Genomic DNA, 20,781 nt, shown 5'->3' on the forward strand with positions numbered 1-20,781 from the left:
TCAGGTCGTGGTTCGTGCCTCGCCCGTGAGGTGCAACGTGCCGTCGGGGCCGCGGAGTTCGAAGCGGGACGGGCCGTGGGCGGTGTACGTCACCGTGGCGGGGAGCAGGACCGGGGCCTTGAAGTCGACGTGCGCGTGGGTCTGGGTCTGGGTCTGGGTGTGGGTCGGGGGCTGGGCGTGGGGCTCGGGCTGGGTGGCCGTGTGCTCCGCCAGGCAGCGGGCCGCGGTCCACATGCCGTGGGCGATGGCCCGGGGGAAGCCGAAGAGGCGGGCGGTGAGGGGGTGCAGGTGGATGGGGTTGCGGTCGCCGCTGACGGCCGCGTAGCGGCGCCCGAGGTCGGGGCCGAGACGCCATTCCGTGGTGTGGGTGGCCTCGGGTCGTTCCGTCCGGGGACGCGGCTTGGCTGCGGGTGCGGTGCTCGACGCTGTCTTGTGGCGGGCCAGGTAGGTGCTGGTGGACTCCCAGAGGAGTTCGTCGGCCGCTGACCTCGCGGTGGTGGTGACGGTGGCTTCGGTGCCGCGTCGGTGGGGGCCCAGCTTGGTCGTCCGTACGTCGAGTCGCATCTCCTCGGTGGGGTGCGGGGGGCGGTGCTGCGTGATGTCGATCGACGTGTGGACGAGGCCGAGGAGGGGGAGCGGGAAGTCCCGGGCGGTCATCAGACGCATGGCCAGGGGGAAGGCGAGGACGTGGGGATAGGTGAGGGGGAGGACGTCCCGTTCCCGTCCGGTGCCGGTGGCGAACCCGCAGGTGCGTTCGTAGGCGGTGAGGTGGTGGGGGTCGGGGGTGAGGGTCGTGGTGAGGCGGGTGTCGGGTGCGGTGGCGTCGGGGCGGGGGCGCTTGAAGGGGGACTGGAGGGCGGCGCGGGCGAGGGAGAGGCTGCTGCTGTCCATGCGGTGACCTTTTCTGGCGGGGGCGCCTTGGGGGTGCTGCGCCTTGGGTTCGTGTGTGGGTGGGCGGTGTTGGCGTCTGCCGGTGCGTGCGCCCTTTGTCCGTCTGTGGGGCGGGGCCGCGGGGGTATGTGCGTACTCGCCATCCCTGCGCCCCGCCCAACGGACAAAGACGCCAGAGCTGGCTCAGTGCTCCGTTCGCACATACCCCCACGTCCCCTCGGGCCGGTCGGGCGCGTGCGGCCCGGTGGGGGCCGGTGCGCCCGCGCCGCGCCCGGTGGGCAACCTGCCGCCGGTCCCTCGCTGTGCGCGGAGGCGCGGTGGGCATGCGGCCGCCCCCGCTGCGGTCGGCGGCACTGGCCGGGTAGCCGCCCCTGCTGTGGGCAGCGGCGCGGTGGGCATGTGGCCGTCCCCGCTGTGGGCAGGCGTTCCGCAGGGCGGAACGGGTGGGCACAGCCCACGGTGCCGGGTGGCGGGAAGTGTGGCTCCAGCCCCGGCGCAGCCGGACCGTGCCGGGCAGCGATCAAGGAGGCACCAAGCCCGGGGCAGGCGGGCACAGCCCCGGTGCCGGGTGGCGGTAAAGATGGCACCCGCCCCGGCGCAGCCGGACCATGCCGGGTGAGGGGAAGGCGGCGCCCACCCCGCGTGGCAAGGGTCAGGCGCCCAAGAGGCTTTGGCCGCAGACTCTGATCGTCTGGGCGTTCAGGCCGCCCTGGGCCAGCCAGGACGTCGTCTCGGCGACGTCCACCGGAAGTCCGCCCTGCGCAAGGGAGTTCATCCGTCGCCCCGCCTCACGGATGAAGAGAGGAACCGCCGCCGTCATCTTCGTCTCGATGAAGCCGGGCGCCACCGCGTTCACCGTCACCCCGTGCTCCGCGAGCGCCCGCGGCCCGAGCGCCCGGACCAGGCCGACGATCCCCGCCTTGCTGGCCGCGTAGTTCGTCTGGCCCGCGTTCCCCGCGATCCCGGCGATCGACGCCGTGGCGACGATCCGGCCGCCGGGGCGGACCGTGCCCGTCTTCAGGAGCGCGTCCGTGGTCGAGAGGACCGCCGCGAGGTTGACGTCCAGGACCGAACTCCAGCGGTCCGCGGCCATGTTGGCCAGCCTGCGGTCACGCGTGATGCCCGCGTTGTGGACGAGGACGTCGAGCCCGTCGGGCAGCGCCGCCGCTATCCGCTCGCCGGCGTCGGGCGCCGTGATGTCGAGGGGGAGCGCCGTGCCGCCGAGCCGTTCGGCCACGCGGGTCAGGTCCTCCCGGGCGCCGGGGACGTCCAGCAGCGTCACCCGGGCGCCGTCGCGGACGAGGACCTCCGCCACCGCCTCGCCGATGCCCCGCGCCGCGCCCGTCACCAGGGCGGTGCGGCCCGCGAGGGGGCGGTCCCAGTCGGCGGGGGCCGCGACCGACTCGGCGGGACCCGTCTCGATCACCTGGCCGGTGACGTAGGCCGACTTGGGGGAGAGGAGGAAGCGGAGGGTCGACTCGGCGGTGCCGATCGGGCCGGGGACGCGGACGAGCGTGGCCGTGCGGCCACGGCCGAGTTCCTTGGCGAGGGACCGTATGAAGCCTTCGAGGGCCTGCTGGGCCGCCGACTGGTGGTGGTCCGCGGGGTCGGGGGGCGTGCCGAGGACCAGGACGCGGCCGTTGTCCGCCACCGTGCGCACCACCGGGTGCAGCGCCGCGTGCACGTCGCGCAGCCCGTCGACCGTCGTCACGGCCGTGGCGTCGAGGACAACTGCCGTGGGGCGCTCGGGAGTTGTGGGCGTGGGGGAGTGGCCCGCCGCGGTGAGGAGCGTGCGGAGGTCCGCCGTGTGGGTGGACTCGCCCGCGGTGAGGAGCGTCAGTTCGCCGCCCAGCGTGGGGTGTTCGGGGGACCAGCGGCGCAGCGCCGTCGGCCGGGGCAGGCCCAGGCGGCGGGTGAGGAAGCGGCCGGGCGCAGTGCCGGTGAAGGTCAGGTAGCGGTCGGCCATTGTCCAACTCCCAGCTCGGTCGTAAATTTACTTCCGAGTAAGGTTACTCAAGGGTCAGGAGCTGGTCGAGACATGAGTCTTCCCTCTGTTCGCCGCGTCGCCGTCATCGGTGGCAGCCGTATTCCGTTCGCCCGTTCCGACGGGCCGTACGCGACCGCCTCGAATCAGGACATGCTGACCGCCGCCCTCGACGGGGTCGTCGAGCGGTTCGGGCTCCAAGGGGCCGGTGACGTCGGGGAGTTCGTCGCGGGCGCCGTACTCAAGCACAGCCGGGACTTCAATCTCGCCCGCGAGGTCGTCCTCGGCTCCGGGCTCGACTCCCGCACCCCCGCCTACGACCTCCAGCAGGCCTGCGGCACCGGGCTCCAGGCCGTGATCTCCGTCGCCAACAAGGTCATGCTCGGGCAGATCGAGTCCGGGATCGCCGGCGGGTCCGACACCGCGAGTGACGCGCCGCTCGGGGTCAACGACGAGCTGCGCAAGGTGCTGCTGGCCGCGCGGCGGGCCCGGTCGGCCGGCGCGCGGGTCAAGGCCCTGGCGCGGGTGCGGCCCGGGCATCTCGTACCGGACATCCCGCGCAACGCCGAGCCCCGCACCGGACTTTCCATGGGTGAGCACGCCGCCGTGACCGCGCGCGCCTGGGGCATCACGCGCGAGGCCCAGGACGAGCTCGCCGCGCTCAGCCACCGGCGGCTCGCGGCGGCGTACGAGCGCGGGTTCCTGGACGATCTCGTCGTGCCGTTCCGGGGGCTCGAACGCGATCAGAACCTGCGGCCCGGCTCGTCCGTCGAGCAACTCGCGCGGCTCAAGCCCGTGTTCGGGGTCCGGGCGGGCTCCGCCACCATGACCGCGGGCAACTCCACGCCGCTGACCGACGGCGCCGCCGTCGCGCTGCTCGCCAGTGAGGAGTGGGCCGCCGCGCGGGACCTCGCCCCGCTCGCGTACCTCACCGCCTGCGAGACCGCCGCCGTCGACTTCGTCCACGGGGACGTCGCCGAGGGCGAGGACGGGCTGCTGATGGCGCCCGCGTACGCCGTGCCCCGCATGCTGGAGAAGGCCGGGCTCGGCCTCGCGGACTTCGACTTCGTCGAGGTGCACGAGGCCTTCGCCTCACAGGTGCTCGCCACGCTCGCCGCCTGGGAGAAGCGGGGACTCGGGACGGTGGACCGCGCACGGCTCAACGTCGCCGGATCCTCGCTCGCCACCGGGCACCCCTTCGCCGCCACCGGCGCCCGCATCGTCGCCACCCTCGCCGCGCTCCTCGCCGAGCGCGGGCGGCCCGGACGCGGGCTGATCTCCATCTGCGCGGCCGGTGGGCAGGGCGTCACCGCCGTCCTGGAGAGGGAGTGAGGGCTGGGGGAGCTCCCCCCGGGCCCTAGTGAGTGAGCAAGTCAAGCAGCTCACTGCCCAGTTGAGTACGGCGGACCACCACGTGCTGTCCCTGCCGGCGCCGGTGGATGAGGCCGGCGTCCTCCAGTCGCGCACAGTGGTGGGACACCGTTCCGGGCGCGTAGCCCAGGGCCGACGACAGGTTCCCCATGTGGGTGGCCGCGCTGGTCGCACGGAGGATCGCGGCCCTCGCGTCGCCCAGGATGAGCCGTGCCGGGTCCCGGCGCCTCGCCCGGGGCTGCGGCGAGCGGCCGGACCAGAGCGAATCCAGGCCGGGCAGTGGGTAGCCCACCCAGGCGGTGTCCTCCCCGTCGAACGCGAACAGGGACGCGTCGCTGCCGGAGGCGACCGGCACGAGGACCAGCCGGCGCCCGAGGAGGTCGAAGTCCTCGGGGTGCTTGTCCGGCAGTTGCAGCACGGTGCCGTCGAGGCGGTAGCGCGGGCTGAGGGCGGACAGCGCCAACTCCGGGCGGCCGTAGGCCACGGAGCCGCCCACCCGCTCGGCCTCGCGGCGCAGTGCGTCGCCGGCCGCCGTCCACACCGGTGCCATGGTCTGCCAGGTGCGCTGCATGACCTGGGCATAGCCCTGGAGCCAGCGCTTCGGGTGCTCGATCACGTGCCGCCACTGCGGGGGGACGTCGCCGCCGAAGTCCGCCTCCAGGTCCGCCAGGAGCGTGTCGGCCGATAAGTCCCGCAGCTGCTCCAGATGGTGGTCCGCGGCTTCGTGGGACATGCTGCCCGTCGGCGTCAGACAGTCGGGTATGGCCGGATGCTCGGGCGCGAAGAGCGGACGCAGCGTCGCCTCGGCGTGCGCAGGAGCACCGGCGTGAACCGCCCGGCGCGCCGGGCCGGGAACGGCGTGCCGCCGCTGTCCGAACGCGTCCGCGACGAGCGAGAGCAGACTCGCCCCCGGATGCGGAACGACATGGATGCGCAGCTCGGAAAGGCTTCCGAGCTGCAACCTTGAATAGGTGTTCATTTCTTTCCCCCGTTCGTGCCGCGCGCCCCCGTCGCGCATGGCTGAACGCATCGTACGTCGCAGCCCATATCCCCGGGGTAAACGCTTTTCGAAGATCTTCAAAATGCTTGTTCCGGCATCTCGTCGACCGGCAGAGTCTAGGTATGCCGGATGCGGAGATAGCAGAGTTCATTCGTCGGGCGGGATACGGGGAGTTCCTGCCGGACACCGTGGTGACCTTCCCCGGCCGGAACCAGAACGTGGCCGGCACGACGACCGGCGGGACCGATGTCTTCGCCAAGCGCATCCGTGTCGCGGGCCGGTCGGGAGCGGGCCTTGAGCGGGCCGGGCGCTTCGAACGACTGGGCGGGGAGCTGCCCTTGCGGCACCTGCGGTGGCCGACTCCGCTGGCGAGCGACGCGAGCCGGGGAATTCACGTCACGCAGTGGCTGAAAGACAGTCGTACGGCGGCCGACGCGGTCGCCGACGGCGCATTCGGGCCCGAACTCGCCCGCAGACTGGGGCAGGCGCTCGGCGAACTGCATTCGCTGCCCGTGCCCTCCGAAAAGGTCCCCCATGAGCCATTGCCGCTGCCCGACCGGCGGTTCCTCACCACCTTGTCGATGAGCCAGTATCTGGAGAGCAGCGCAGGGCTCGTCGCCCTTTGGCGCATCGTTCAGGGGGACGGTGTGATGGCGGAATCGGTGCAGCGCCTCAGGGAAGACGAGAAACGCGCTCCGGCAGTTCCCATACACGCAGATCTGAGGCTGGATCAGATTCTCGTCGAGGGGGATGAATTGCTCCTCTCCGACTGGGAGGAGTTCCGGCGGGGCGACGGGGCCCGGGACGTGGGCGCGGTGGTCGGCGAGTTCCTCTTCCGGAGCGTCGTCGGCATCGCGGACGAGGAGTTCCCGCAGGGCGATGGCGACGCGGGGGACCCGGGCCGGGCGCACGACGAGATCATGACCAGGGGCGTACGGAGACTGGAGGAGGCCCGGCCGACACTGATCGCGTTCGCCGAGGGGTACCGGTCCGTGCGGTCGGCTCCCGACGAGGGGCTCGCGGTGCGCGCGGTCGGCTTCGCCGGCTGGCACCTCTTCGACCGCGTGATGGCCGCGGCCGCCTTCCGCTCCGACCTCTCCCCGGTGCACCGGGCCGCGGCGGGAGTGGGCCGCACCGCCCTGGCGACCCCGGCCGCGTTCGTCTCCGTCCTCGGAATGGAGGCGGTATGAGTACGACCTCCGGACCGGCAGGGACCCATGACCTGGCAGGGACGTCTGGCCCGGCAGCAACTTCCGCCCTGGCAGAGGCTCCTGGACCCGCCGAGCCCCCCGGGCTGGCCGAGATCTCCGAGGCGGTCACCGTGCGGGCGCACGACCTGACGGCGTGGGTCGCGGGCACCGAGATCCGCGCGGACAGCCTCCGCGCACTGCGCGAACGCCTCGGGGACCATCTCTACCGCACGCTTCATCAGGGCGCGGGCGAAGCGACGCCGCACCCCCGTGACCTGTCCGACGACGCCTTCGTGGCGGGCCTCAAGCGGGCGGTTCCGCACTCCGCGTGCCGCGTGCCGGCCCGACTCGCGCCCGCCGCCGCCGAGAACGGCGGCGACGAGACGACCGTCGTGCTGCAAGGGGTACGGGTGACGGTGCCCCGCGCGCTCGTCCGCACCGCGCCCCCTGTGCAAGCGGGGGAAACGGGGGGAGCAGGGGAAACGGGGGGAGCGGGGGACGGCGGTGACGTCACCGTCGAGCTGCCTGAGGGCGGCGACGTCACCGTCGAGCTCCCTCCGTGCCGTCCGGCGCTCTCCCCGGGCTTCCTGGCCGTGCTGGGCACGCGGCAGCCGCGCGGGCACGCCCCGCCCGTCCTGCGGGTCTACCTGCACATCGCCCGCCCGGAGGCGGCGAGCACGGTCTGGGGCACGGCGCTGCGCCGGCTGGAGGAACTCGGCGTGCCCTACCAGGCCAAGGTGCTCGCGCACCCGGACCGGTATCCGCGCAAGGACGCGATGGTCGTCTACCTCGGTGGGCGCACCGGGACCGCCTTGGAGGCGTTGGCCGACGTGGCGGCGGGCCCCGCGGGGGAGGGCCTGGCGCCCGCCGTCTCGCCCTTCGCCCGCCGGATCGGTCCCGGTGTCGCGATCGCCTGGGAGCCGCACCCGGACCCCGGCGCCGTCCGGCGCCTCAGCTTCGGTCAGCACCGGGCCCGCGCCTACGCCGACGGCCTCGTCGAGCACTCCCTGCACGGCACCCCGCTCGCGCGGTCGGTCGGCCGGGCCCTTCACGCGGCGGGCGCCGATCCCGGGCGTCCGTACCGCAACAGCGACAGCCCGTCTGTCGCCCCATGACTCTCCGCCCGCTGACGCCGGTCACGGCCGACGCGGGGCGGAGAACCCTGAGAAACACGGGGAAAACCGAGAAAAACCCAGAAAAACCGAGAAACAAGGAGAAAACCATGAAGATCGAGAACCCCGCCGAGTCCCTGGTGAGCGGCTACCGCACGTACACGGACGGCAACGAAGTGGCCCAGGTGGCCGGCACGGAGGGTCCGGAGACCACGGCCTCCATCACGACCGCCACGCCGGTCATCACCACCACCACGCTGATCTTCGACTGCTGAGTCGGGGAAACGCAGCTCCGGGAGGTCCCTTCGTGGGGCCTCCCGGAGCCCTCACCGAAAGGGCGCGAGGTGTCATCCGCAACGGACGAGCCCGTCGTCGTCTCCTACGGCACACGCGCGTCGACGACCCGCGTCGTACGCCGTGGCCCGCATGTCTTCCACTGGCACCGGGTCCCGGGCGAGAGCACCGTCAAGGCGACGGATCTGCCGCCGCCCGCCGTGCTCCGGCTCCTCGGGGAACTCTCCGCCGGGAGCACCGTCCGCTTCGCCGTCCCCCGGGCGACGGAGCAGCACGACCTGGTCTACGAACTGCCCGACAGCGTCAGCATCGGCTGGCACATGCTCGCCGGCGCCGCGGTACCGAAGCAGTACGCCGACGTCGCCCGCCGGGTGGGTGAGGCGGTCCGGACCCTGCACGAGCGGCCGGTACCAACGGAGTTGCCCCGGTCCGCGGCCTGGCTCGGCGGACTGACCGACTGGCTGAGCCGTCGGCCCGACGCGCTGTCGGACCGGGTCGTCCGTCGCATCGGCGCGAACCGGTGCGCGCACCTGCTCCGTTGGGCCGAGGAGGCGGCGGCCGGGCCGAGCGGCATCGTCCTGGGCACGCTGTCCCCCGGAGTCGTCGTGGCGGACCACCGCGACGGCACCGCGCACGTCCTGGTCAGCGCGGAGATGGGCCGCGGCGGACCCGAACTCGACGTCGGCGCCCTCGCGGAGGCGCTGTCGACATCGGTCACGGTCGCCCGGAACAGCGCCCACCACGGACCGGAGAACCTCGACTACGCGTCCTTGTGGGAGGCCTTCGTCGCCGGGTACGGGCCCACCTTCCCGGACGGCGACAGGGTGCGGCGCGCGGCGGTGCTCCGACGCGTGCACCGGCTGCGGAGCATGAGCGGCCACATCGGCGACAACGCCGTCCTCCACGACCAGATCGGCCTCCTGCCCGACCTCGTCGAGCAGGACGGCACACCCCTCATCCCCACACGGAGAGACTGAGACATGGGAACCCTGAACGGCCGGACCGCCCTGGTCACCGGAGGCTCGCGCGGCGTCGGCAGGGCCGTGGTCCAGCGGCTGGCCGCCGAGGGAGCGGCCGTGGTGTTCGGATACCACCGTGACACCGCCGCGGCCGACACGTGCGCGGCGGAGGTCCGCGGCGAGGGCGGGACGGCCCATGCCGTGCGGGCCGATCTCGCCGACCTCGACCAGGTCCGGCGTCTGGTCGACACGGCGGACAGCCTGCTCCACGGTCTGGACATCGTCGTGAACAACGCCGCCGACCCCGAGCAACTCGACATCGCCAAGGCCACGCAGAGCCATTACGACCGGCTCATGGCGGTGAACGCCAGAGCACCGTTCTTCGTCATGCAGCACGCCCTGGACGTCCTGCGGGACGGCGGCCGCGTCATCAACATCTCCAGCATCGCCGCGGCCATGGCCGCTCCCGGCGCCGCCGTGTACGCGGGCAGCAAGGCCGCCCTGGAGCGGTTCACCACGACGGCCGCGCAGGAGTTCGGCCCCCGCGGCATCACCGTCAACGCCATAGCCCCCGGCACCGTGGACACCGACATGCTCCGCGCGCTGCACGACGAGCGGTCCCGGCAGGCCCTCGCGGCGGTGACCCCGCTGCGGCGCCTGGGCCAGGGAGCCGACATCGCCGGGGTCGTGGCCTTCCTGGCCGGTCCGGACTCGGCGTTCGTCACCGGGCAGGTCATCCCCGTCAACGGCGGCCTGCGCTGAGGAGCCGCGGAACGGCGGTCACGGAGGGTGACCGTGCTGGACGGGCGGGGGGTCCCCGGCGCGCTTAGGGTGAGCGAGGGGCACACCCTGGGAGGTTGCCGTGCGCGGAGCCTGTGCAGTCGCCGGCGCGACCGTTCTGGTCGTCGTGGCAACGGGCGCGCCGGGACTGGCCTCGGCCGCCGATGACGGGAGCGGCCGGCCCGATCTGTCCCGGTTCTACACACAGAAGATCAAGTGGGCCGCCTGCAAGGACGACACCAAGGCCGAGGCCGAGTCCACCGGCCGCGCCAAGGACGTCAGGTGCGGGCACGTGACCGTCCCGCTCGACTACGCGAACCCGGCGGCCGGGAGCGTCGACCTCGCGATGATCCGCATGAAGTCCAGCGCGAGCGGCAAGCCGCGCGGCTCGCTGCTGCTCAACTTCGGCGGCCCCGGCGGCCCCGGCGTCTCCGCGCTCGCCATGTCGCAGAAGGAGTTCGGCTTCCTCAGCAAGGGCTACGACATCGTCTCCTTCGACCCGCGCGGGGTCGGCCTGAGCGAGCCCGTCAGCTGCGGCGACGCCGAGGAGAACGCCGACCCCACGGCCGAGGACTCCGACGACCCGGCCGCCGTCCTGGACGAGTTGCGCAAGGTCGCCAAGGAGTGCGCGGCCAAGTCCGGGCCGGTCCTGCCGCACATGGGGACCGTGAACGTCTCCCGCGACCTGGACGTCATGCGCCAGGCGCTCGGCGACAAGAAGCTCAACTACCTCGGCTTCTCCTACGGGACGCGGCTCGGCGCCGTCTACGCCGCCCAGTTCCCGAAGAAGGTCGGGCGGATGGTCCTCGACGGCGTGGACACCCTGACCGAGCCCGTCGCCGAGCAGTCCCTCGCGACCGCCGAGGGCCGCCAGACCGCGCTCGACAACTTCCTCGCCTGGTGCACCGGCAACGCCGGCTGCGTCTTCGGCACGGACTCGCGCGCCGCGCGGCACAGCATGGTCAGGCTCGTCCAGGACATGGACGAGATGCCGTTGCAGTCCCTGGACGGCCAGGAGTTCACCGGCCAGGACGTCGTCGGCGTCCTCAGCCAGGCGCTCTACAGCAGGCAGGCCTGGCCCGCGCTCTCGCAGGCCCTGGGGGCGCTGCTCGCCGACGGGGACCCGCGGGCGCTGATCCGGATGAGCGGCGGGCTCGCGAACGCGTTCCCGGGGCGGGGCGACGTACCCCTCGACAACATGAGCGCCGCCCTCATGGCCGTCAACTGCGCCGACGACCCCGACCGGCCCGACGCCGCGAGCCTGGAGAAGGAGATCGGCAGGCTCCAGGAGGAGTTCGAGGAGGCGTCGCCCGTCTTCGGGCGGTCGATGCTGATGCCCGTGCTGCTCTGCTTCGGGCGGCCCGCAGGGACCAGCTACATCCGGGACGACGTACGCGACGTGAAGACGCCGAAGCTGCTGCTCGTCGGCACGCGCGGCGATCCCGCCACGCCCTACCGGTGGACCGAGGAGACCGCCCGGCGCCTCGGCCCGCAGGCGGTCGTCCTCGACAACAAGGGCGACGGGCACACCGGCTACCTCGGCTCCCGGTGCGTGCGGGACAAGGTCGACGGGTTCCTGCTGTACGGGGAGACGCCCAAGAGCGGGAGCTCCTGCCCGGCCGACTCCTCGGAGTGAGCCGGGCCCGGGGGAACGGGCGCGGTCAGTCCTCCGGGGCGAGGGCCAGCATCGCCTTCTCGTCCGGGGTGTCCGGCTTGGCCTGGTAGACCACCATGCGCTGGCCGCCCGCCCGCGCCAGCGTCATCACCTCGTACGTGAGGGTCATCGTGCCGACCTTCGGATGCGCGAACGTCTTGAGGCCGCCGCCGCGCTCGCGCACGTCGTACCGCTCCCAGATCCGCGCGAAGTCCGGTGACTTCAGCAGGAGTTCGCCGACCAGGTTGGTCAGCTGCGGCGAGTCGGTGTCGGTGCCGCCGACCGCGCGCAGGTGTGCCACCGACGTGGCGACCGTCTCCTCCCAGGGCTGGTAGAGCACCCGGCCCACGGGGTGCAGGAAGAGATAGCGGGTGACGTTGCGCTGCTCGGCGGGCCAGTCCCACAGGCCGGGGAGCAGGGCCCGGCCCGCGGCGTTGGCGGCCAGCATGTAGCTGTGCCTGCTCACCACGTACGCGGGCAGCGGGGCCAGCGCCTCCAGCATGCGCAGGGTGGACTCGCGGACCGTGTGGTCGGCCGTGGGGTGCGGCTCGGTCAGGCGGCCCGACGCCAGCTCGGCCAGGTCGTGCAGGCGGTCGTGGGCGTCGCCCGTCAGGCGCAGGGCGCGGGCCAGGGCGTCGATGACGGCGGTCGACGGGTTCGTCTCGCGGCCGCGTTCCAGGCGCGTGTAGTAGTCGACGCTCACCCCGGCGAGGGTCGCGAGCTCCTCGCGGCGCAGGCCCGGGGTGCGGCGGATGCCCGCACCGGCGGGCAGGCCCGCTTCGGCGGGGGTGACGCGGGCGCGGCGGGCGCGCAGGTAGCGGCCCAGTTCCGTGCCGGTCGCGGGCGCCGCGGGCGGTGTGCTTTCCGTCATCCGTTCATTGTCCCTGGCGGACGGCGGACGTGGGGGGCCGTGTCAGGGCCTGGAACGCGGTACCCCGGTGAGACGCGCCCTGCCACCGCGCGGGACATCGGCGCAGAGTGGATCCCGTTGCGGACGGCTCGGCCACCGTGGCCCAGGGGGTGCGAGGCGCCGGGCCGCGGCCACGGTGGCCCTGCCGTCCGCCCGTCCGCCCGTCCGCCCCTGTGCGCCGCGCTCTCCGGGGCGCCCGTGGTCGTACGCCGTCGCCCGTGGTCGTACGCCGCAGCCCGCGACACGAGCCCCGACCGCAGCTCAAGCCGGTCCCTACCGCAGCTCAGCCGGTCCCGACCGCCGCCCGCCCACCCGTCCCGACCGTCACTCCGCCCGTCCCGACCGCAGGAGTCCCCACCCCATGACCACCACCCTCACCACCCCCACAGCCCCCAGAACTTCCACCTCGGCCCCCGCCCGTTCCCCCCGCTCCTCCTCCCTCGCGCTGTTCGCCTCCCTGCTCGGCTTCACGGTCATCACCATCGACGTCACGGCCGTGAACATCGCCCTGCCCGACATCCGCGCCACCCTGCACGGGGGCATGTCGGGACTCCAGTGGGTCGTGGACGCCTACACGCTGATGTTCGCCGCGCTGATGCTCTCGGCGGGGGCGCTCGCCGACCGGGCCGGGGCCAGACGCGCGTACGCCTGGGGCGTGGGGCTGTTCACCGCCGCCTCGCTGGCCTGCGCCCTCGCGCCCGGCATCGGCGCGCTGATCGCGGCCCGCGTCGCCCAGGGCGCCGGCGCCGCCGTCGTCATGCCCGCCTCGCTCGCGCTGATCCGGCAGGCGTACGACGACCCGCGCCGCCGGGCCCGCGCCATCGCGCTGTGGACGGTGGGCGGTTCCGCGGCCGTCGCGGTCGGGCCCGTGCTCGGCGGGCTGCTCACGGAGAGCGCCGGGTGGCGCTCCGTCTTCCTGCTCAACCTCCCCGTGGGCGCGGTGATCCTCGCCCTGCTCGCCCGTACCGCCCGCTCGCCCCGCCGCCCCGCGCCGCTCGACCTCGCCGGACAGGCGACCGCCGTCCTGGCCCTCGCCGGGCTCGCGTTCGCCGTCATCGAGGGCGGGAACCTGGGGTGGACGAGCGCGCCGGTGCTCGCCGCGTTCGCCGTGGCGGCCGGTTCGGCCCTCGCCTTCAGGGCCGCCGAGAAGCGGCACCCCGCGCCCATGGTCCCGCTCACGCTGCTGCGGCAGCGGCAGGTCGGCGTCGCCCTCGCGGTCGGCTTCGCCGTGAACGCCGGGTTCTACGGCGTGACCTTCCTCCTCGGCCTCTACTACCAGCAGCTGCGCGGCATGTCGGGTGTCGCGGCGGGCCTCATGTTCGTGCCGCTCGCCGCGTTCATCACCGGCACCAACCTCGTCTCGCCGCGCGCCGCCGAGCGGTTCGGGCGGCGGCCGGTCATCGTCGTCGGGCAGGCGGTCCTCGCGCTCGCCATGTTCGTGCTCGTCCCGCTGACCGCCGACACCCCGCTGTGGCTCGTCCTGCTCCTGCTCGTCCCGACCGGCCTCGGCGGCGCGTTCGCCGTACCTGCGCTCACCGCCCAGCTCATGGACGCCGTTCCCGGCGAGCGCGCGGGCACGGCTTCCGGGCTGCTCAACTCCCTTCGCCAGACGGGCGGTGCGATGTCCGTGGCCCTCTTCGGCGCGCTGCTCGCGGGCGGCGGCGACGGGTTCTCGGTGGCGGGCATGCGGACGGCTCTGATCGTCGTCGGACTCCTGCTGTGCGCGACGACAGCCCTCGCCGCGTGGCTGCTGCCGCGGGACTGAAGAACGCTTCCGGTACGCGGAGTTGAGGAAGCCGTACGGGCAGGGCCCGCGGTCGCGCTAGTTTCGGGGCGTCGGCTGCGGGCGTTCGTGCGGAAGCGGGGTGGCGGGTCATGTCGGGGACTCGGCGGGCGGTGATGTGGACCGTCGCCGTGGCGGGCGCGCTGGCCGCGCTCGGGCTGACGCTGGTGGCGGTCCTGGTCGACCTGGACACCGCCGACCGTGCGGCGAGCCTGGTGGGCGCGGTCGCTGGACTGGCCGGACTGGGCTTCTCCGCCCACGCGTTGACGCGGCCGGGCGGAGGCGGCGGGGGTGGCGCTCATGTCGTCGTACGGGCCCGGGGGCGCGGTGCGGTGGCGGCGCGCGGGGACGTGACGGGGAACGCCTTCGGAGACAGCAGCAGGGCGGTCGGCGGGCAGCCGCCGTCGTCCGGCGGTGCGGGCTCGCCGGGCGGCACGGTCTCCGCCCGTGGCGAGGGAGCCGTGGCCTCCGGCGGTGACGTACGTGGGAACGCGTTCGGCGACGGAAGTGAGGCCGAGACGCGGTGAGTTCGGGGGAGAACGGGGAGACAGGGGCCGTTCCGCCGGCGCGGCGGCAGCGGGTCGACGTACGCGGCGACGGGGCGATCGGCGCGGGCGGCCCCGTCACGGGCAACGCCATCGGCCCCCACAGCAGCGTGACCCACACCCACACCCACACGCACGTCGGGCAGCAGATCGTCGTGCGGCAGGCCCCGCCGCTCCCGGGCCCGCCGCAGGTGTCCCCCGAGGAGGTCGACGCGGCCCTGTGCCAGTACGCGACCCGCGTGCGCGAGTGCTACGGCCGCCTCGACCTGGACGTCCTGATCCCCACGGAGGAGGGCGACCATCCGCCGGTCGAGCTGAGCGCGGTGTTCGTGCCGCCGCTCGTCCGGGCCGACCCGCCGCCGGTGGAGCTGCCCCGCGACCTCGTCAACCGCCTTCTGGAGTCCGGGGAATGGCCCGCCGAGCTGCTCCCGCCGGATCTCGAACCGGACCCGCGGACGCTGGAGCGCGCCCGGCGGGCCTACCTGGAGCGGCCCGTGCGGGAGGTCCTCGACGTCCTCGCCGCTCCCGGGGCGGATCGGACGGTGCTGCTCGGCGACCCGGGCGCGGGCAAGTCGACCCTGGCGCACCTGGTGGCGCTGGCCCTGACGGGCGGCACGGCGCCCGGGCCCCTCGCACCGCTCGTGGGCCGCGTCCCGCTGGTCGTGGAGCTGCGCGAGTACGCCGCCGGGCCCTGGCGGGACCGTACCTTCGAGGACTTCCTCGACCACCTGCACCGGGCGAAGGGCCTGGCGCCGCCCCGCCCGGTGCTGGACCGGCTCCTCGCCGAGGGACGGGTGGTGGCCGTCTTCGACGGGCTCGACGAACTCTTCGACCCCGCCGCGCGCGAACAGGTCGCCCACCGCATCGCCGACTTCGCGAGCCGTCACCGGTCGGCCGGGGTGCGGGTGGTCGTGACCTCGCGGGTGATCGGATACCAGCGGGGCGTCCTGGAGCGCGCCGACTTCGCCCACCACATGATCCAGGACCTGAGCGTCGAACAGATCGGCCGCTTCGCGCGCCAGTGGTACGCGACCGCGTGCCCGCACGACGCGGAACGGGCCGAGCGGCTGTGCCGCCGCCTCAGGGAGGCGGTCGACCACTCGCGTCCGGTGCGCGAACTCGCGGGAAATCCGCTGCTGTTGACCATCCTGGCCATCATCGGCCGCCGCCGGGAGCTGCCCCGCGACCGGCAGGGCGTCTACCGCCACGCGGTCGCCGTCCTCGTCGCCCACTGGGACGAGCACGCCAAGCACCTGCGGGCGCCCGCCGACGCCGAGACCCTCGCGTACCTCGGCGACGAGGACCGGCACGAGCTACTGCGCCTCGTCGCCCGCCGGATGCAGGACGGCCGGGGCGGCATCGCGGGCAACCACATCCACTCGGACGAACTCCTCGCCACGTTCAGGGCGTACCTGTGCGAGCAGTACGAACTGCCGGTCGCGCAGGCCGTGGCGGCGGCGCGGACCATGGTCCGGCAGTTCCGGGAGCGGAACTTCATCCTGAGCCACTACGGGAGCGGGGTGTACGGATTCGTGCACCGGGCGTTCCTGGAGTACCTGGCGGCGGAGGACATCGACCGGCGGTACACGCGACAGCGCGCCTGGGGGCGGGAGGAGTTCGTCGAGGAGATCTTCGCCCGGCGCGCGGCGGATCCGGCCTGGCACGAGGTGCTGCTGCTCCTGGCCGGGCGGATCGGCGAGCCGGAGGCCGCGGCGGCGGTCGACCGCCTGCTGGACCTGCACCGGCACCGGACCGCCTGGACCGACTCGCGGTTCCTCGTGCTGGCCGTCCGCGCGCTGGCGGAGGTGCGGCGGGTCGGGCCGCTGGCGGCGCAGAGCAGGGCGGTCGTCGACGCGGTGATCGCGGAGCTGGAGGGGGTGGCGCCCGACAGCGACGACCTGCCCGAACTCGACGACGCCATCACGGCGTTCGGCTTCTTCTCGCCGCACTGGAGCGGCCGGTCACGTCTTCTGCGGTGGTTCCATCTGCGGGGGCAGTACGCGCGGGCCGCGGAGGTGTCCATACGCATCGCGTGCGCGCTGTACGCGGGGGACGCGCCGCTCCGCGTCATGGCGGTGCACGGCCATACCCCGCAGGTGCAGGGCGAGGCCCTGCGGCACCTGGCGCGGCGGTGGGACGGCGAGGCCGCGACATGGGAGCTGATCCGCGACCGGGCCGTCGGCGACCGGGCCGCCGACACCCGCAAGGAAGCCCTGCGGATCCTGGTCGAGCACCGGTGGGACGAGGCCGCCACGCGCGACCTGGTGAGGGAGCGGGCGGTCGCCGACCCGAGCGAATGGGTGCGCGAGTCCGTGCTGTCCGCGCTCGTCGCCGCACCGGTGCACGACGAGTCCGCGACGGTCGCCCTGCTGCGGGACCGCGTCACGGCCGACCCCCATCAGCGCGTCCGTGGCGCGGCGTTGCGGGCGCTGGCCCGGCTGCGGACGGACGACGAGACCTTGCGGCTGGTCCGGTCCGAGCTGGACGCCGCCGCCGATCCCGGGGTGCGTTCCTCGGCCCTGCGGGCGCTGGCCCTGTGCTGGGGCACGCACTTCGCCACGCGCGACACGGTCGCCGACGTGGCCGTCCGGGACCCCGCGAGCCATGTCCGGGGCGCCGCGCTGTTCCTGCTGGACCGCGGCTGGGGATGGCAGCGCGCCACCGTGGAGCTGCTGTACGCCCGTGCCGTCGCCGACCCGTCCGACATCGTGAGGTCGCAGGCGCTGCACTTCTTGATGGCCACCCGGCACAGTGGTGTCCGCTCCCGCGAGCTGGTGGGCGACCGCCTGTGGCACGACCCGTCCGAGTACGTCCAGGAGAGCGTTCTGCTGCGGTGGATCGTGCGTCCGGAGGAGGGCGACCCCGAGTGGCGGCTGCTGCGTGATTGCGCGCTGCACAACGAGAGCGGTGATCTGCGCCAACTCGCGCTGCTCGCCGTGCGCGACCGGTTCGGGGGCGACGCCGCCGCGCGGGAGCTGCTGCGCGACCGGGCCCTCGACGACCCCGATGGCTCCGCCCGGGCCTCTGCCCTCCAGCTGTTCACGGAGCTGTGCCACACCGAGGAGTCCACCTGGGAGGTGGCCCGGGACCTGGCGGTCGAGGCGCCTCACGGTCTCGCCCGCGAGGTGGCCCTGGAGCAGCTGGCCCGCTTCCGTGGCGAGGACTCCGATACCTGGCGGCTGGTCGGGGACCGCGCCGTCACCGACCCGGACCAGGACGTCCGGTGCGTGGCGGCGCGGCTGCTGACCGGCCGGGACGACGCGGGGGACCTCCTCCGCGCCCGTGCCGTCGAGGACCCGGCCGCCTCGGTCCGGCGCGCGGCCCTGGAGGCGCTCGGCCGCCTGCCCGGCTCCGCGGCCGGCGGCTGGGAGACGGTCGCAGGTCTCGCCGTCTCCGACCCCGACGAGGGCGTACGCCGCCTCGCCCTCGGTCTCCTCGGGGCCCAGCGGGGTGCGGACCCCGGCACGCACGACCTGTTGCGCGACCGTGCCCTCCTCGACCCCGAGCCGAAGATCCGCCGCTCGGCGCTGCGCTGGCTGGCCGTCGCCGACGCGTCCGACGCCACCGCCGAGGCCGCGCGCGACCGGGCCGTGGCGGACCCGTCCGCCGATGTCCGCATCGCCGCGCTCCGCGTCCTGGCCTTCGGCCGGCCCGCGGATCCGGGGACGCTGCCGCTGATCAGGGAGCGGACCGGGGCCGACGCCGCGCCGGAGGTACGGGAGGAGGCGGTCCGTGCCCTCGCGGCGGCGGAGGCGCAGGCCGTGGACGCGGGGTCCGGCTAGACGCGGGGTCCGGCTAGGGGGCGGTCACCCGGCGCAGTGCCGCCCGGCCCGCGTGGCCCCAGGTCACCTTGCCGCCGGGCAGACCCTGATCACCCTTGCGGCCGACGGAGAGCAGGCCGAGGCTGGTGCAGACCGCCCAGCCGCGGGCGCGCAGGACCGTCGCCTCGTCGGCGCGGCCGTACGCCGCGAAGAAGCGGTCCGTCGCGCCCGCGGGCAGCAGCAGCCAGGCCGCCGCGAGGTCGGTCGCCGGGTCGCCCGCGCAGAGTTCGCCGAAGTCGATCACGCCGGAGAGGGTGCCGTCGGTGACGACGACGTTCGCGGGGTGGAGGTCGCCGTGCAGCCACCGCGGCGGTGCCTCCCACTTGGGCGCCGTGAGGGCCGCGTGCCACACGTCGCGGGCGCCCGGCGGGACGCCTTCCGCCGCGAGCTCCCGCAGCCCCTCTTCGACCGCGTCGGCGTGGAGCTCCAGGGGCACGCCCCGCGTCTCGGCGGCCGGGGCGTCGTCCGGGGCGGGCGTGTGGAGCGCGCGGAGGAAGGCGGCGAGGGCGTCCGCCGCGTCCTCCGGCCGACTGACCGGCGTACGGTCGGCCGGTTCGCCCGGCACCCACTTGGCGACCGTCCACGGCTTGGAGAAGCGGTCGGACGCCTCACCGAGGTGGAGGGGCGTCGGCACGGGGAGCGGGAGCCCCGGGGCGAGGGCGGGCACCCAGCGGTGCTCCTTGCGGAGCAGCTCGGGGGCGCGGTCGGTACGGGGGATCCGTACGGCCAACTCGTCGCCCAGCCGCCAGAGTTCGTTGTCCCAGCCTCTGACGGCCGGGCGGATGCGGAGGTCGGACAGGTGCGGGTACTGGTCCTTGAGCAGGGCCCGTACGAGGTGCTCGTCGATATCGGCGCCGTCCCCCATGTCAGGCCGCCGCGTACGTGAGGAAGGGGGACCAGGTGGTGGGGGCGACGGGGCAGGAGCCCGCCTCGCCGCCGCTGTGACTGGACGTGGACCATGTGAGCTGCTCGGTGTTCATGGCGCTCCCGGCGTCTTCTCGATCAGGGCCAAGGACTCTTGGGCGTTGCGTGCCTGCGAGCGAAGAATGCCATCTCGCCGACGCCTCTCCGGCACCTGGGGCCTCACCGAACACGCCCTCGGCAAGGCCCGTTTGGGCCGTGCCGCGGTCCGAGGGCGAGGGCGGGAGGCCGTCCCGTGGCCCGGTGCGGTCATGGGGGCGTGGCACGCCCAGGCGTGTGGGGCGGGCACGGCCGTCGGCGTGCCGCTCAGCCGTCGCCGGACAGCCGTCGGCGGGCCTTCGTCGAGAAGGGCACCTCGTGGACCGAGTTGCGGGAACCCGGCGGCGGCTGCACCCGGCCCGCCGCGTCCGTCGCGCGGGAGCGGACCGTGTGCGGGCCCGGTCCGAGCGTGCGGCGCAGGGAGAAGCCCTGCCAGGTCGGCTCGGCGCCGAGCACGTCGAGCGTGGCGGGCTCCCACGGGCCGCCGTCGACGGAGACGTCGAGCCGGACGATCTCCGTCGTGCTCCAGGCGCGGCCCCTGAACGTCACGGTTCCCGGCAGCAGTTCGGCGTCCGGCGCGGGCGAGAGGATCTTGCTGTTGACGTCGACCTCGCGCACCGGCCGCGGGGTGTCGTCGCCCGGCGGTGTCCGTGTGTAGAACGTCGTCGTGAACATGTGCTCCGGCCGCTCGTCCGTCAGGACGATCCGCGTCAGCCACTTCACCGAGTTCGTGCCGAACATGCGGGGGACCACGGCGCGCAGCGGGTGGCCGTGGCGGGCCCGGAGCGGCTCGCCGTTCATGCCGTGGGCCAGGAACACCGCGCGGTGGGCCGTCTCCAGCGGGAGGTCCTTGAGGTAGGAGAGGGCGTCCTGCCCCTGGAAGGACCCCGTGTCGGCGCCCTCGAGGACCACGTGCCGGGCGGCGGGCAGCGGGCGGGCGCGGTCCAGGAGCGCGGCGAGCGGGAAGCCCGTCCACTCCACGTTGGCCACCGCGCGCGTCGGCACGTCGGGCCGGAACGGGCTGCCGAAGCACTCGTGGACGGCGGTCAACTGCCGGGCGGGCAGCGCGAGTACGGCGGGCAGGTCCAGGCGCAGGGGCCGCTCGACCAGGCCCTCCACCGTCAGCGTCCAGGTGTCCGCGTCGATCTCGGGGACGCCCATGTGGGTGCGTACGAAGAGGTTGTCGACCGGCGTCACGAAGTCGGGGCCGGGTGCCGGGTCGGCGTGGGAGGGGTCGCCCGGCGGAGGAGTCAGGGGCGCGGCGGGGGACGCCGGTGAGGCGGGTGCGGGCCGCGCGGACGGAGTGGACTGCGGGGTCATCGGGCGGCTCCCTCTCCTGGGCCCTCCGGTTCCGCCCCCGGCTCCGACGCCGGCTGCCACGGCCGCGCGTCGGAATCCTTCATGGCCAGGACGAACAGGGCCAGCAGTGCCAGGGACAGGAGCGTGGGCGCGACGAGCACGGCGAGATTCCCCCCGGTTTCTCGAAAGGTCCCGCGCGGGCGTGCGTGAGCCCGCGCGGACCCGTGA

The 20,781-nt window shown here is 74.2% G+C and carries 16 protein-coding genes; 10 read left to right on the forward strand and 6 right to left on the reverse strand.

Annotated features, from left to right (window positions below):
• Together AB0L89_RS22645 and AB0L89_RS22650 are read right to left on the reverse strand one after the other, a co-directional pair.
• Positions 1–891, reverse strand: coding sequence for a MaoC/PaaZ C-terminal domain-containing protein (locus tag AB0L89_RS22645; RefSeq protein ID WP_365143577.1), 891 nt, complete (start codon positions 889–891; stop codon positions 1–3).
• A 652-nt stretch (positions 892–1,543) separates the two neighbouring features.
• On the reverse strand, positions 1,544–2,857 hold the full coding sequence (locus AB0L89_RS22650) for a 3-oxoacyl-ACP reductase (RefSeq protein WP_365143580.1): 1,314 nt from the start codon (positions 2,855–2,857) through the stop codon (positions 1,544–1,546).
• 72 nt (positions 2,858–2,929) lie between these two features.
• Here AB0L89_RS22650 and AB0L89_RS22655 point away from each other — a divergent pair, with 72 nt between their 5' ends.
• On the forward strand, positions 2,930–4,207 hold the full coding sequence (locus tag AB0L89_RS22655) for an acetyl-CoA C-acetyltransferase (RefSeq protein WP_365143583.1): 1,278 nt from the start codon (positions 2,930–2,932) through the stop codon (positions 4,205–4,207).
• Positions 4,208–4,232: 25 nt separating this feature from the next.
• Here AB0L89_RS22655 and AB0L89_RS22660 read toward each other — a convergent pair whose 3' ends face one another.
• Complete coding sequence (locus tag AB0L89_RS22660) at positions 4,233–5,225, reverse strand: helix-turn-helix domain-containing protein (protein WP_365143586.1); 993 nt, start codon at positions 5,223–5,225, stop codon at positions 4,233–4,235.
• 143 nt (positions 5,226–5,368) lie between these two features.
• Between AB0L89_RS22660 and lxmK the strand changes: the two genes are divergently transcribed.
• From lxmK to AB0L89_RS22690, 6 genes are all read left to right on the forward strand, one after another.
• Positions 5,369–6,436: a class V lanthionine synthetase subunit LxmK gene (gene lxmK / locus AB0L89_RS22665; RefSeq protein ID WP_365143589.1), complete on the forward strand. Its 1,068-nt coding sequence runs from the start codon at positions 5,369–5,371 to the stop codon at positions 6,434–6,436.
• On the forward strand, positions 6,433–7,551 hold the full coding sequence (locus tag AB0L89_RS22670) for a T3SS effector HopA1 family protein (RefSeq protein ID WP_365143592.1): 1,119 nt from the start codon (positions 6,433–6,435) through the stop codon (positions 7,549–7,551). The genes lxmK and AB0L89_RS22670 overlap by 4 nt, the downstream gene beginning before the upstream one ends.
• 107 nt (positions 7,552–7,658) lie before the next feature.
• The gene (locus AB0L89_RS22675; RefSeq protein WP_365143595.1) at positions 7,659–7,823 is read left to right on the forward strand and encodes an LxmA leader domain family RiPP; all 165 of its coding nucleotides are present in this window, start codon (positions 7,659–7,661) and stop codon (positions 7,821–7,823) included.
• 69 nt (positions 7,824–7,892) lie between these two features.
• Complete coding sequence (locus AB0L89_RS22680) at positions 7,893–8,819, forward strand: hypothetical protein (protein ID WP_365143598.1); 927 nt, start codon at positions 7,893–7,895, stop codon at positions 8,817–8,819.
• Positions 8,820–8,822: 3 nt separating this feature from the next.
• Positions 8,823–9,563, forward strand: a complete 741-nt coding sequence (locus tag AB0L89_RS22685) for a glucose 1-dehydrogenase (RefSeq protein WP_365143601.1) — start codon at positions 8,823–8,825, stop codon at positions 9,561–9,563.
• Positions 9,564–9,663: 100 nt separating this feature from the next.
• Positions 9,664–11,217 (forward strand): alpha/beta hydrolase, encoded by a 1,554-nt coding sequence (locus AB0L89_RS22690; RefSeq protein WP_365143604.1) that lies wholly within the window; start codon positions 9,664–9,666, stop codon positions 11,215–11,217.
• Between the two features lie 25 nt (positions 11,218–11,242).
• Here the strand turns inward: AB0L89_RS22690 and AB0L89_RS22695 are convergent, their stop codons facing one another.
• Complete coding sequence (locus tag AB0L89_RS22695) at positions 11,243–12,106, reverse strand: helix-turn-helix transcriptional regulator (RefSeq protein WP_365143607.1); 864 nt, start codon at positions 12,104–12,106, stop codon at positions 11,243–11,245.
• A gap of 400 nt (positions 12,107–12,506) precedes the next feature.
• Here AB0L89_RS22695 and AB0L89_RS22700 point away from each other — a divergent pair, with 400 nt between their 5' ends.
• The 3 genes from AB0L89_RS22700 to AB0L89_RS22710 all read left to right on the forward strand — a co-directional run bounded on the left by AB0L89_RS22700 (position 12,507) and on the right by AB0L89_RS22710 (position 18,255).
• Positions 12,507–13,910: an MFS transporter gene (locus tag AB0L89_RS22700; protein ID WP_365143610.1), complete on the forward strand. Its 1,404-nt coding sequence runs from the start codon at positions 12,507–12,509 to the stop codon at positions 13,908–13,910.
• Between the two features lie 110 nt (positions 13,911–14,020).
• Positions 14,021–14,455 (forward strand): hypothetical protein, encoded by a 435-nt coding sequence (locus tag AB0L89_RS22705; RefSeq protein ID WP_365143613.1) that lies wholly within the window; start codon positions 14,021–14,023, stop codon positions 14,453–14,455.
• A complete protein-coding gene (locus AB0L89_RS22710; protein WP_365143616.1) occupies positions 14,452–18,255 on the forward strand; it encodes a HEAT repeat domain-containing protein in 3,804 nt (1,267 codons plus the stop codon). The genes AB0L89_RS22705 and AB0L89_RS22710 overlap by 4 nt, the downstream gene beginning before the upstream one ends.
• Before the next feature lie 13 nt (positions 18,256–18,268).
• Here the strand turns inward: AB0L89_RS22710 and AB0L89_RS22715 are convergent, their stop codons facing one another.
• Together AB0L89_RS22715 and AB0L89_RS22720 are read right to left on the reverse strand one after the other, a co-directional pair.
• The gene (locus AB0L89_RS22715; protein WP_365143619.1) at positions 18,269–19,159 is read right to left on the reverse strand and encodes a phosphotransferase; all 891 of its coding nucleotides are present in this window, start codon (positions 19,157–19,159) and stop codon (positions 18,269–18,271) included.
• Positions 19,160–19,521: 362 nt separating this feature from the next.
• Positions 19,522–20,574, reverse strand: coding sequence for a molybdopterin-dependent oxidoreductase (locus AB0L89_RS22720; protein ID WP_365143622.1), 1,053 nt, complete (start codon positions 20,572–20,574; stop codon positions 19,522–19,524).
• Between the last annotated feature and the right edge of the window lie 207 nt (positions 20,575–20,781).

Source organism: Streptomyces sp. NPDC052114, assembly GCF_040680155.1.
Classification (GTDB): Bacteria; Actinomycetota; Actinomycetes; order Streptomycetales; family Streptomycetaceae; genus Streptomyces.